Source organism: Stenotrophomonas sp. GQ19 (assembly GCF_059758695.1).
The window spans coordinates 463,735-476,528 of sequence record NZ_JCAXES010000001.1 but is presented as its reverse complement, the minus strand read 5'-3'; the positions used below and the strand labels follow the sequence as shown (position 1 = coordinate 476,528).

At 66.7% G+C, this 12,794-nt stretch carries 7 protein-coding genes and 1 pseudogene; 5 read left to right on the top strand and 3 right to left on the bottom strand.

The window, feature by feature from the left end:
- Window positions 1-16: 16 nt before the first annotated feature.
- Window positions 17-231: pseudogene (locus tag AC6CHL_RS01945) on the top strand (hypothetical protein); the annotation flags it as partial.
- Between the two features lie 186 nt (window positions 232-417).
- On the opposite strand, the gene AC6CHL_RS01940 reads toward AC6CHL_RS01945, so the two are convergent.
- A complete protein-coding gene (locus AC6CHL_RS01940) occupies window positions 418-1,332 on the bottom strand; it encodes a LysR family transcriptional regulator (protein ID WP_498293063.1) in 915 nt (304 codons plus the stop codon).
- A 99-nt stretch (window positions 1,333-1,431) separates the two neighbouring features.
- Here AC6CHL_RS01940 and AC6CHL_RS01935 point away from each other — a divergent pair, with 99 nt between their 5' ends.
- The 4 genes from AC6CHL_RS01935 to AC6CHL_RS01920 all read left to right on the top strand — a co-directional run bounded on the left by AC6CHL_RS01935 (window position 1,432) and on the right by AC6CHL_RS01920 (window position 11,614).
- The gene (locus AC6CHL_RS01935; protein WP_498293062.1) at window positions 1,432-1,761 is read left to right on the top strand and encodes a nuclear transport factor 2 family protein; all 330 of its coding nucleotides are present in this window, start codon (window positions 1,432-1,434) and stop codon (window positions 1,759-1,761) included.
- On the top strand, window positions 1,758-2,540 hold the full coding sequence (locus tag AC6CHL_RS01930; protein ID WP_498293061.1) for an SDR family oxidoreductase: 783 nt from the start codon (window positions 1,758-1,760) through the stop codon (window positions 2,538-2,540). Before AC6CHL_RS01935 ends, AC6CHL_RS01930 begins: the two co-directional genes overlap by 4 nt.
- A gap of 105 nt (window positions 2,541-2,645) precedes the next feature.
- Window positions 2,646-11,357, top strand: a complete 8,712-nt coding sequence (locus AC6CHL_RS01925; protein ID WP_498293059.1) for a glycoside hydrolase family 94 protein — start codon at window positions 2,646-2,648, stop codon at window positions 11,355-11,357.
- On the top strand, window positions 11,354-11,614 hold the full coding sequence (locus AC6CHL_RS01920; RefSeq protein WP_498293057.1) for a hypothetical protein: 261 nt from the start codon (window positions 11,354-11,356) through the stop codon (window positions 11,612-11,614). The genes AC6CHL_RS01925 and AC6CHL_RS01920 overlap by 4 nt, the downstream gene beginning before the upstream one ends.
- 7 nt (window positions 11,615-11,621) lie before the next feature.
- Here the strand turns inward: AC6CHL_RS01920 and AC6CHL_RS01915 are convergent, their stop codons facing one another.
- Together AC6CHL_RS01915 and AC6CHL_RS01910 are read right to left on the bottom strand one after the other, a co-directional pair.
- Entirely contained in the window at window positions 11,622-11,981 is a 360-nt protein-coding gene (locus AC6CHL_RS01915) for a nuclear transport factor 2 family protein (RefSeq protein ID WP_498293055.1), read from the bottom strand.
- 73 nt (window positions 11,982-12,054) lie between these two features.
- Complete coding sequence (locus AC6CHL_RS01910) at window positions 12,055-12,753, bottom strand: hypothetical protein (protein ID WP_498293053.1); 699 nt, start codon at window positions 12,751-12,753, stop codon at window positions 12,055-12,057.
- Between the last annotated feature and the right edge of the window lie 41 nt (window positions 12,754-12,794).

The window sequence follows — 12,794 nt, the reverse complement described above, 5'->3', positions numbered from 1 at the left end:
GCATCGGCTTAGAGCCACCGACCAGCTCGAACGCTAGGACCCGCTGGCAGCAAGCGTCGGCAGATTCCGCTGCTAGGCAGTTCATTGGGAGTACGCCCTTTGGACAAATGCGGACCGTCTTGGTCAAGCGCCGTGGCCACCGCTACAGCCTAGACCAAGCACACCATCCCAGACATCGTGAACGTTCTGCTCGAAGAGCTGGTGCACCACCGCTATGAACTTCCCGGCTTTCCGGGCGTCAATCCGTGGATATGAGGAAACGGCACGGTTGTCAGACGGGGCTGGAAGCTTTTGCGCGTTATCCCCCGATAAACATCCCTAATCACCCTCCCCATCCGGTGCCCCACTCGGACGAAAAGCGGGTAATCGGGGAAGGCAGCTCTCCCAACCGGCCGCTGATCGGCCACTTCGCCCCGATCACCCCGCTTCACCGCCCAGGTCTCGATCCAGCATGCAGTCGATGAAGGCCCGCAACGCCGGCAGCATATGCCGTCGGCTCGAGTAGTACAGGTAAAGGCCAGGGACCTTGGGCGACCAGTCCGCCAGCACGCGCCGCAGTCGGCCATCGCGCAGTGCCTCGGCGATGTCATCATCGTTATAGGCGTACAGGATTCCAAGTCCCTGCAACGCTGCGGGCACGATGATGTCCTGGTGGTTGGAGATCACGTTTCCTTCCCCAAAGAACTCTATCGTTTCCCCCGCTTTACTGAATTCCCAGCCCGCAATCCTGCCGCTGCCGGGGAAGCGCCAGAGGATGCGGGCGTGTTGGCTCAGGTCCTCGGGCGTTCTGGGTTCGCCGTGGCGGGCAAGGTAGTCCGGCGATGCGACGGCAAGCAGTTCGACATCCGGCGTCATTCGGACCGCAACCATGTCCTTCTGCACGCGATTGCCCACGCGGATGCCGGCATCAAAGCCTTCGCCGGCGATGTCGCTCAGGGCGTCATTGATCACGATGTCCAAGACCACATCGGGATGGGCACCTGCGAAACGCCCAAGCCGAGGCGCGATCAGTCGCTTGGCAGCCATGCTGAGCGTGTTGATGCGCAGCGTTCCCGAGGCACGTGTCCGTGTGTCTACCGCCTCCGCCACGGCCGCGTCCATTTCCCGCAGCATGGGCGCCATGCGTTCGTGCAGCCGCCTGCCCGGCTCGGTGGGAGAAACGCTGCGCGTGGTCCGGTTCAACAGGCGCACACCCAGTCGCGCCTCCAGCTGGCGGATGGTCTGACTGAGGGCGGACCGGGAGAGTCCCAGGTGATCGGCCGCCTTGGCGAAGCTTGACCTGTCCACGATGGCGACGAACGCCTTCAGTTCTGCGAATTCAGCGCCGCGCATTGTGCACTCGTTTCTACATAGCCTGCTCAGATAGTAGGTGATTCAGTTACCACAAAGAACGAGTCAATCTGGCGCCGTCCACCACAACGGAGACCTGACATGCAAAGACTCGATCTTCCCGAACCAATAGCGGCCTATTTTGTCGCCGACCAGCACGACGGCCGGGCGGTTGCCCGCTGCTTCACGCCCAACGGGCGCGTGCTGGATGAAAGGACTACCCATTCAGGTACAGCTGCGATCAAAGCATGGAAAGACGCGTCCTCGGCGAAATACACCTATGTCGCCCTCCCCCGAGCGGTGGAGACGCTGGATGGCAGCTATATCGTGACCAGCGAAGTGTCGGGCAACTTCCAGGGCAGCCCGGTTGACCTGCGCTACATCTTCATTCTGGAACGCGGCAAGATCGCCTCGCTGGAGATTGCCCCATGACCTTCGATCTTCAACTGACAGGCAAGCGTGTCCTGGTGACAGGCGGTGCCCGCGGTGTGGGCGCTGCCGTCGTCGATCTGTTGTCCAGGCTGGGGGCTCGAGTCGTGGCGGTCGCGCTGTCGGCGCCGAAGCGCCCTGTCGATGGCGTGCATTATGTAGCTGCGGATCTCGCTACCGCCGAAGGCGTACGCCAGGCATCGGAGGCAGCCCTAGGCCATCTCAGCACCCTCGACATCCTGATCAACGTGGTGGGCGGGTCATCGGCGCCGGCCGGCGGGTTCGCTCGGCTGGACGATGTGGAGTGGGCAAACGCACTCGATCTGAACTTGATGTCGGCGGTGCGGATGGATCGCACCTGCTTGCCCGCCATGATCGCCCAAGGCGCGGGGGTCATCCTGCATGTGACGTCGATCCAGCGGCTACTGCCGCTGCATGACGCCACGATTGCCTATGCCGCAGCGAAGGCGGCATTGTCCACCTACAGCAAGGCACTCTCCAAGGAAGTCACCCCAAAGGGGGTGCGCGTGGTCCGCGTGTCGCCGGGTTGGATCGAGACAGACGCTGCGATCGCATTCGTCGAGCGGATTGCGTCCAATGCAGGCACAGATTATGAGGGCGCCAAACAGCAAGTCATGCAGGGGCTAGGCGGCATCCCGCTGGGCCGCCCGGCCAAGCCCGCCGAGGTAGCCGATCTGATTGCGTTCCTGGTCTCGCCGCGGGCGGCGTCCATCTCCGGGGCCGAGTACACGATCGATGGCGGCACGGTGCCGACCGCCTGAGGTTGCGCCGCGACCATTCGGGCCGCTCTCACTGGCGGCCTTCACAGTTACCACGGCACCCGCAATGCAACTATGCAAGGACGCGACCTCCCCCCTCGGTAAACCATGCCCCACTTTCGTCGTCTTTTTGGTCGTTGGCTCCGCCTGCGTCGGCTTGTCCGTTGGCGCTGGCGTGAGCGCCAGGCCTCGGTCCCGGCCATCGAAGCCACCGAGGTCCCACTGCGTGCCGCGCTGTACAGCGTTGAACAGATGGAGGTGTACGGCCGCGCGCTTGCGCGCCAGCATCGGGTGCGGATGCGACCTGGCGCAGAGCGCCTGCTCGATCGCCTGCAAGCCAACGAACGTGTCCTGGAAGACGCCAATACGCTGCTCAGCAACGTAGTGCGCGAACAGCGGCCGGTGACCCCGGCCGGGGAATGGCTGCTCGACAACTACTACCTGATCCAGGAACAGATCCAGACCGCGCGCCGCCACCTGCCGCGCGGCTACAGCCGGCAGCTGCCGTCGCTTGCCGCCGGCCCCTCGGCCGGGTTGCCGCGCGTGTACGAATTGTCGATGCAAGCCATCGCGCACGGCGATGGCCGTATTGATGGCGATACCTTGAGCCGCTTCATCGCCTCGTACCAGTCGCTCGCGCCGCTGAGCCTGGGCGAATTGTGGGCCGTTCCGATCATGCTGCGCCTGGCCCTGCTGGAGAATCTGCGGCGCATGGCCGCGCGGGTGATGCGCGACGGCACGGACCGCGGCCTGGCGGCCCAATGGGCGGACAACCTCAATCGCGCCGCCTCCGACACCCCGACCGATGTGGTCCTGGTGGTAGCCGACATGGCACGCTCCGAGCCGCCCTTGACCGGCGCGTTCATCGCCGAGCTTACCCGCTCGCTGCAAGGGCGCGGCGGCGCGTGGGCCATGCCCGTCGCCTGGTTGGAACAGTGGGCGGCCGCGGCTGGGCAGCGCATCGACGAGCTGGTCGCCGCCGAGGGGCAGCAGCAAGCGGCCGATCAGGTCTCCATCGGCAACAGCATCGGCAGCCTGCGTTTTCTGTCCACCATGGATTGGCGTACCTTTGTCGAAGATATGAGCGTGGTCGAGCAGCGGCTGCAGGAGGACCCCATGGGCGTCTATCCGCAGATGGATTTCGGCACCCGCGACGCCTATCGCCATGTCGTAGAGAAGATTGCGCGCGGTAGCCGCGTCGCCGAAGAGCGCGTTGCGACCATCGCGCTGGACCTGGCACGGGCAGCTGAGCCGCTCGATGGGCCACGTGCGCACGTAGGCTACTGGCTCGTCGGCGAAGGCGTGGACGCCACCGTGGACGCAGTGGCCGAGGCAGCACCGCGCCACCGCAAGGCCCGGCTACGCGCGCATCGCGTGCCACTTGCCCTGTACCTGCTGCCGATCGCCCTGCTGGCGGTGGTGGCCACCGCTGGCCTGCTGGCCTCGGGCAGTGGCGCGGTGCCCGTGTGGCTGGCCGCGCTGTTCGCGCTGCTGGTGTTCAGCGAGCTGGGCATCGTCCTGGTGAACTGGACGGCGACGGTACTGGTCACCCCCAGGCCGCTGCCCAAGCTCGATTTCAGCGAAGGTATCCCGGCCGCCTGCTCCACCGTGGTCGCAGTCCCCTCGATGCTGTCCAGCATCGACGGCATCGATGTCCTGACCGAAGCGCTGGAGGTCCGCTTCCTGGCCAACCGCGATCCCCAGCTGCGCTTCGTGCTGTTGACGGACTACCTGGACGCCGCGGCCGCCGAGACGCCGACGGACGACACCCTGCTCGCGCACGCCGTGGAGCGCATCGAGGAACTGAACAGCCGCTACGCAGCCGAGCGCGGCGACCGCTTCTACCTGCTGCACCGCCCCAGGCAATGGAACCCGGGCGAAGGGGTGTGGATGGGACACGAGCGCAAGCGCGGCAAGCTGGCAGCGCTCAATGCCCTGCTCCGCCAAGGCGATGCGGCCGCGTTCATGCGCACCGTCGGTGACACGGCTGCCCTGGTCGGCGTCCGCTACGTCATCACCCTGGATTCGGACACGCAGCTTCCGCGGGATGCCGCACGCGCCTTCGTCGCCACCTTGGCGCACCCGCTCAACCGCCCGCGCTTCGATGCGACGCTACAACGCGTGGTGGAGGGCTACGGCATCCTGCAGCCCAGCGTCGGCACCAGTCTGGGCACGCGCCGCACCTCGCGGTTTGCCCGGATGTTCGGCAGCGAGCCCGGCATCGATCCGTACTCGCGCATGGTCTCGGATGTCTACCAGGACCTGTTCGACGAAGGCTCGTTCGTGGGCAAAGGCATCTATGACGTCGAGGCCTTCGAGCATGCGCTGGAAGGTCGGCTGCCCGAGAACCGCATCCTCAGCCACGACCTGCTGGAAGGCTGCTATGCACGCGCCGGCCTGGTCAGCGATGTGCGCCTGTACGAGGACTATCCCGAACGCTACGTCGCCGATGCCAAGCGCCGTGCGCGCTGGATCCGCGGCGACTGGCAGCTGCTGCCCTGGTTGATGCCGTGGACACCGCGCCCGGGATCGGGATGGGAACGGAACCGGCTCAGCCTGCTGTCGCGTGGCAAGTTGCTGGACAACCTGCGCCGGAGCGTGGTGCCGATTGCTGCCTTGGCCTTGCTGGTGGCGGGCTGGCTGCATGCCGAAAGCCCGGTTGCGTGGACGGCGTGGGTGCTGGCGCTGTGGTTTGCGCCGCCGCTGATCGGTATGTTGCGCGATGCGCTGAGCGTTCCGGACGACACCCCGCTGGAAGCGCACTACATCATGGTCGGGCGCGGTACGCTGCAGTCGTTGCTGCGCGCCGCCACCCAGGTCGCGTGTCTGCCCTACGAAGCGTTGCTGGCCGGTGGCGCGGTGCTGCGCACGCTCTGGCGCATGACCGTCACCCGCCGCCATCTGCTGCAATGGAACCCCTCCAGCGAAGTCGAGCGCCGCCTCGGTAGCGACCGCGGCGCGGAATGGCGGGTGATGGCGCCGGCGTCGGTGCTGGCGGTTGCGCTGGCGGCGGTCGTGGCCAGCGTGGCTCCGCACGCACTGCCTGTCGCCCTGCCCCTGCTGTTGGCGTGGACCTTCGCGCCCGCGTTGATGGCGTGGCTGGGCCGGCCGCCGGCCGCGAGCGTGGCCGAACTGTCCGTGACCCAGCGGGCGTTCCTGGGCCGGCTGGCGCGGCGCACCTGGTCGTTCTTCCAGGCGTGGGTGCGCGAGCAGGATCATTGGCTGCCGCCGGACAATATCCAGGAGCACCCGACCCTGGTGGTGGCGCGGCGCACCTCGCCGACCAACATCGGCCTGTCCCTGCTGGCCAATCTGTCCGCGTGGGATTTCGGCTGGCTCCAGCTGGGCGCGGTCGCGGAACGTACCGCGCTCACGTTCGATACGCTGGACCAGCTGCCGCGCCACCGCGGCCACTTCCTGAACTGGTACGACACCGAAACCCTGGCGCCGCTGCAGCCGCGCTACGTCTCCACCGTGGACAGCGGCAACCTGGCCGGCCACCTGCTGACGCTGCGCCAAGGCCTGCTCGCGCTGGTAGACGCGCCGGTGCTGGCGCCGCACACCTTCGACGGCCTGGCCGATACGCTCGGCGTGCTGGAAGAGGAACGGCAACGCCATCGCCCCGCTGACGCGCCATTGGGCGATGCGCTCAACCATCTTCGCCAGCGCCTGGCATCAGCGCGTACCGACCGCCCCCGTGGGACGGCGCAGCTGCTCGCCCGGTTGCAGGAGCTCGCCGGTCTGGCCGACGCCGTGCTGGCGCAGTGGCCGGCACCGGAGTCGCCCGAAGAAGGTGCGCTGCACTGGCCGGCCCTGTTCGCTGCCGAATGCCATGCCGCCCACGCGACACTCGCCGACCTCCCTGCCGATGCCGGCGCGGACGACGAGGCGCCGGTACCCAGCCTGCGCCACCTGGCCGCCCTGCCCGGTTCCGCCGGTGCGGACGCGCGCGTGCGCATCGAGCAGCTGCAGGCACTGGCGCACCGCGCCGGGCAGTTCTCGCTGATGGAGTACGGGTTCCTGTTCTACCGTACCCGCAACCTGCTCTCGATCGGCTACAACGTCGACGACCACCGCCTCGACAACAGCTTCTACGACCTGCTCGCTTCCGAAGCGCGGCTGTGCGCCTTCGTCGCCATTGCCCAGGGGCAGTTGGCGCAGGAGAGCTGGTTCGCACTTGGCCGGATGCTCACCGAGGTCAACGGCACGCCGACACTGTTGTCATGGAGTGGCTCGATGTTCGAGTACCTCATGCCGCAGCTGGTGATGCCCAGCTATCCCGACACGCTGCTCGACCAGACCGCGCGGCATGCGGTCGAGGCGCAGATCGTCTACGGCCGTAGCTTGAACCTGCCATGGGGCGTATCCGAATCCGGCTATAACGCCGTCGATGCCCGTCTGAACTACCAGTACCGTGCGTTCGGCGTGCCGGGGTTGGGTCTGAAGCGCGGCCTGGGCCAGGATCGGGTGATCGCGCCCTATGCCAGCATGATGGCGCTGATGGTGGCGCCGGAGGCGGCGTGCCAGAACCTCCAGGCACTCGAAGGCCTCGGGTTCTCCGGGCGCTTTGGCATGTACGAAGCAATCGACTACACCCCCGCCCGGGTGCCGCCGGGGCAGGATCACGTGCTGTTGCGTTCGTTCATGGCCCACCACCAGGGCATGGGCCTGCTGTCGCTCGATTACCTGTTGCGCGACCAGCCGATGCAGCGCCGTTTCGTTGCCGATACCGAGTTCCAGGCCACCTTGCTGCTGCTGCAGGAACGCATCCCGCGCATCGGTGTATTCCATCCGCATGAGGTCGAAGCCCTGGGCGAGCACTCGGCCATGGCCGAGCACGAAACCTCCCTGCGCGTCCTGCGCGACCCGGCGGGCCCGCGCCCGGAAGTGCAGTTGCTTTCCAACGGGCGCTACCACGGCATGCTGACCCATGCCGGCGGCGGCTACAGCCGCCACGGCGATCTGTCGCTCACCCGCTGGCGCGAGGACGGCACCACCGATGCTTGGGGGTCGTTCTGCTACCTGCGTGACGTGGACAGCGGCGAGTTCTGGTCTGCCGCCTACCAGCCCACCTGCGTGGCGCTGGACCATTACGAGGCGATCTTCTCCGACGCCAAGGCGGAGTTCCGGGGTGCCCGCCGCGGCTGCGAGAGCCATCTGCAGGTCGCCATCTCGGCCGAGGACGACATTGAGCTCAGGCGCCTGCGCCTGACCAACCGCGGCCGTCGCCAGCGCACGGTGGAAATCACCACTTATGCCGAAGTGGTGCTGGCACCTGCAGCGTCCGACGATGCGCATCCGGCGTTCAGCAACCTCTTCGTGCAGAGCGAGATCCTGGCCGCCAAGCAGGCCGTGCTCTGTACGCGCCGGCCCCGTTCGCACGATGAGGTACCACCGTGGATGTTCCATCTGGTCGCGGTGCATGACGCCGAGGTCGTGTCGATCTCCTACGAAACCGACCGTGCGCGCTTCCTGGGCCGTGGCAACACGCCGCGGACGCCGCAGGCGTTGACCACCGATATCGACCTATCCGGCACGGACGGCTCGGTGCTCGACCCGATCGTCGCCATCCGCGTGCGGGTGGTGCTGGAACCCGAGCAGACCGTGCAACTGGACATGGTGTTTGGCATCGGTGCCGACCGCACCGGTTGCGAGGCGATGGTCGACAAGTACCGTGATCGCCGCCTGGCAGACCGCGTCTTCGACCTGTCCTGGACACACAGCCAGGTGGTACGCCGGCAGATCAATGCCAGCCAGGCCGAAGCCTCGCTGTACGAGCGCCTGGCCAGCCACGTGCTGTATGCCAATCCGCTGCTGCGCGCGGGCGACGCGGTCCTGCAGCAGAACCAGCGGGGGCAATCCGGGCTGTGGGGCCATGCCATCTCGGGCGACCTGCCCATTGTCCTGCTCAAGGTCACCGACGCGGAGAACGTGGAACTGGTCAGGCAACTGGTGCAGGCGCATGCGTATTGGCGCCAGAAGGGACTCAACACCGATCTGGTCATCTGGAACGACAGCAAGGCCGGCTATCGGCAGGAACTGCAGGACCAGATCCTGGGGATGGTGGCCGCCAGTTCGGAGACGGGCCTGCTGGATCGCCCCGGCGGCATTTTCGTGCGGCCGGTGCAGAACATGAGCCACGAGGACCGCGTTCTGCTGCAGGCCGTGGCACGGGTGGTGCTCAGCGACGAGGACGGCACGCTGGCCGCCCAGGTGGGGCGCCAGCCGCTGCCTGTACGACGCATTCCGGCCCTGGTGCCGCAGGCGGAGCAGCAGGAGCTGGCACTGGCGATGGACGCGACGCCCGGGCTGCCCGTCGTCGCCGACCCGGGACCCGAACCCGGACTGCCCCCGGGCGTTGAGCACGACGAAGAGGTGGACGACCCGTGGCCGTTCCTTCCGTACCGCGGCGCCGGCCGATTCGACAACGGCACCGGCAGTTTCAGCGAGGACGGCCGCGAGTACGTTGTGGTCGTGCGCGAAGGCGCCCCGACCCCGGCGCCGTGGGCCAACGTGATCGCGAACGCCCGCCTGGGTACGGTCGTCAGCGAGAGTGCACCGGGCTATACCTGGTTTGAAAACGCACACGAATTCCGCTTGACGCCCTGGCTCAACGATCCGGTATCCGATACCGGCGGCGAAGCCTTCTACGTGCGCGATGAGGACACCGGTCGTGTCTGGTCGCCGATGCCGCTGCCATGCCGGGGCACCGGTGCCTACCGTACCCGCCACGGCTTTGGCTACACGGTCTACGAGCACATCGAAGACGGCATCGCCAGCGAGTTGTGGGTCTTCGTCGATGTCACCGCACCACTGAAGTTCTCGGTCCTGCGCTTGCACAACCTGTCGGGCCGGCCACGGCGGCTGTCGGCCATCGGCTATGTGGAGTGGGTCATGGGTGACCTGCGCCCGAAGTCGCGCATGCACGTGGTTACCGAACGCGACCCGCAGACCGGGGCGCTGCTGGCGCGCAACAGCTACAGCACCGAGTTCGGCGGCCGGATGGCCTTCTTCGACACCGATGCCGAGGGCTGCGGCTGGACCTGTGACCGCCTGGAGTTCATCGGCCGCAACGGCGGATTGCACGCACCGGCGGCGTTGCGTCGCGAGCGTCTGGATGCACGGGCCGGTGCGGGCATGGATCCCTGCGCGGCGATCCAGGTGCCGCTGGAGCTGGCGCCGGGCGACCGCAGTGAAACCACGTTCCGCCTTGGCGCGGGGCGCGACCGCGAGGAAACGCTGGCGTTGGCACGAAGCCGCCAGGGCAATCAGGAAGCCATCGATGCGCTGGACGCCGTGCGCATCCACTGGCGCAATGTGCTGGCCACGGTGCAGGTACGCACGCCGGACCCGGCATTCGACGCACTGGCCAATGGCTGGCTGGTCTACCAGACCCTGGGCTGTCGCTACCTGGCACGCAGTGGCTACTATCAGTCCGGCGGCGCGTTCGGCTTCCGCGACCAGCTGCAGGACGCGCTCGCCCTCGTACACGCGCGCCCGGACCTGACCCGCGAACACCTGCTGCTCTGCGCGGCACACCAGTTCACCGAAGGCGATGTGATGCACTGGTGGCACCCGCCGCAAGGTCGCGGCGTGCGCACCCGCTGCTCGGACGACTATCTGTGGCTGCCCCAGGGCGCATGCCGCTACCTGGAGGTCACCGGCGACGCCAGCGTGCTGGACGAAGTGGTCGGCTTCATCGAGGGGCGCGCGGTGACCCCGGAGGAGGAAGGCTACTACGACATGCCCACCCTTTCGGCACAGCGCGGCACGTTGTATGCACACTGCGTCGTCGCGCTGGAACGCGGGTGCCGGTTGCTCGGCGAACGCGGGCTTCCGTTGATGGGCAGCGGCGATTGGAACGATGGCATGAACCGCGTCGGCGACCAGCAGCGCGGTGAAAGTGTGTGGCTCGGGTTCTTCCTGCATGACACGCTTCGCCGCTTCATCGGGCTGGCCAACGCGCGTGGCGATGCCTCCCGTGCGCAATGGTGCGAAGAACAGGCCGAACGCCTGCGCCAGAACCTGGAACAGCATGCTTGGGACGGCGCGTGGTATCGCCGTGCCTGGTTCGACAACGGCGCCATGTTGGGCTCGTCACAGAATCAGGAGTGCCGCATCGATTCGATCTCCCAGAGCTGGTCGGTGCTGTCGGGCGTGGCCGCGCCTGAGCGTGCCACGCAGGCCCTGGATTCGCTGTACACGCATCTGGTGCGAAAGGACGCCAAGCTGATCCAGCTCCTCGACCCGCCCTTCGACCAGACCACGGAGGACCCCGGCTACATTCGGGGTTACGTACCGGGCGTGCGCGAGAATGGCGGCCAGTACACCCACGCGGCGGTGTGGGCAGCGATGGCATTCGCACAGCAGGGCGATGCGGTGCGTGCCTGGGAGCTGGCCGGCATGATCAACCCCCTGAACCACACGCTGGACGCCGAGGCGGTCCAGACCTACCGCGTCGAACCCTATGTGTTGGCCGCCGATGTCTACGCCGTGTCGCCGCACGTCGGGCGAGGCGGCTGGACGTGGTACACCGGGTCGGCCGGGTGGATGTATCGCCTGCTGGTGGAATCCCTGCTCGGCATCCGTCGCGACGGTGATCGACTTTCGCTTGAACCTTGCCTGCCCGATCACTGGCCGTCGTTCGAACTGAGCTACCGCTTCGGGCGCAGCCTGTACGAGTTCGTGGTGACCCGCACCGCGGAAGGTCAGCCGACCCTGCATGTGGATGACGTCCTGCAGCCGGACCTCACCGTCCTGCTCCGCGACGACGGCCATTACTACCGTGTCGCGCTGGATCTGGGTGCCGCTCCGGGATGAACAAGCGCCCCGACATACAGGCGCAGCTTGATGGGCTGGCCGAAATGCTGGTCCACTGGTTGGCAGAGGTGCGCCACCCGGCGCAGTTCTGGCCGCAGTTTGAGGCGCTGGCTGGAGAGATTCTTGATCAATGCGCGCATACGGAGAGGGATGCGGTGCATGCGCGCATCCTAGCCATGCTCAAAGCCCATGCGCTGGCGCTCCCGCCCTGGCACGAACGTGACAACAGCGTGCCGACGGGGAGGCCGGGGGCGTGATGGCCCGTTATTCGCTGATCGCCGACACGCTACCGGCAGCCACGCGCCACACACCCTCTTTCTGCACCCAGGTGCGCAGATAACGGAACCGGCCCGAGAATGACTCTCCCATGAGCGTGCCAGACAGCGCCGCAGTTACCACGGTGACGCATGTCGTACCGTACCAACGCACTTCCACAGCATGCCAGTCCGCTTGAGACATGCGTTGCGCCCCCGAGCGATGCAGCTGCAGGTCATCCGCCTTCGTATAGATGCCGCCCCCTGGCCCGACGAACACCAGGTCGTCATCAATCAGGACGTCCAGCTCCGCCACATCGCTGTGCAGCATGGCAACGCGAAGCCGCTCTTCGTATTCTTCAATCTGCATGTGCGTCAGTTCTCCAGATAGCGCTTCAACCCCAAGTGCCGTGTAACACCCTTACCCTGCTTCAGCGCTGGATCTACTGCGCCTTAGCCAGCTCCGCTTCCGCCTCTGGCGCCAGGGTGTGAATGACTTCCCCTTGTGCGTTGAGGAACTCGATGGCGCCGTAGCCTTCTTCGGTTACCGTCAGCCGCAGGCGTGTCTTGTCGGCCTTGTCGTTCAACGCGATCGCAGGGGTTCCGCCTGCATCCACCAGCATGCGGATGCGCGTGGACGTCTTGACCCCGGGAACCAAGCGATTGCCGAGGGCCGGTTCGCGCAGCAGTGGCGGCGCCTGGTTGATCGAGAACGCCACCTCGCCGTCCGGCGAGACGCGCCAGCCGATGGCATCCATCGCCGGGTGATCCAGGGCCAGAACGGCCATCCCCCCGTCCACATCGGCGGTGCCGAAGCCGCCGCGCTCGCTGCCCTTGTCATCGTAAAGCACCAGCCCGGCGACGTTGAACGCCCGGCGGTATTGGATACCGTCGATGATCGGGGCCGGGGTGCGGCCTGAAAGGGTCATGCGGATCACCCCGTTCTCGTCGACGATATCGATGCGTTGGGCGGTGATCCGATCATGGTCAGGCGTGGCGACCGTCGTCTCCGGACTGCGGGACTCGATGATGCGCTGCAGCGCACCCAGCGAGGGCCGCGACGGCCCTGAATCCTCCGTCGCATGGGACAGGGGACTGACAACGATCGAGGCAATGAAAGCAGCGAGGGCAAGGTTCTTCATGCAGGTTCCCGTGGCGGTGAGTGGCTTTTGGCTGGGCGCGT

Coding starts and splice junctions, on each gene's coding strand:
- AC6CHL_RS01925 (WP_498293059.1), top strand. CDS start 2,646: ATGCCCCACTTTCGTCGTCTTTTTGGTCGTTGGCTCCGCCTGCGTCGG.
- AC6CHL_RS01935 (WP_498293062.1), top strand. CDS start 1,432: ATGCAAAGACTCGATCTTCCCGAACCAATAGCGGCCTATTTTGTCGCC.
- AC6CHL_RS01930 (WP_498293061.1), top strand. CDS start 1,758: ATGACCTTCGATCTTCAACTGACAGGCAAGCGTGTCCTGGTGACAGGC.
- AC6CHL_RS01910 (WP_498293053.1), bottom strand. CDS start 12,753: ATGAAGAACCTTGCCCTCGCTGCTTTCATTGCCTCGATCGTTGTCAGT.
- AC6CHL_RS01940 (WP_498293063.1), bottom strand. CDS start 1,332: ATGCGCGGCGCTGAATTCGCAGAACTGAAGGCGTTCGTCGCCATCGTG.
- AC6CHL_RS01920 (WP_498293057.1), top strand. CDS start 11,354: ATGAACAAGCGCCCCGACATACAGGCGCAGCTTGATGGGCTGGCCGAA.
- AC6CHL_RS01915 (WP_498293055.1), bottom strand. CDS start 11,981: ATGCAGATTGAAGAATACGAAGAGCGGCTTCGCGTTGCCATGCTGCAC.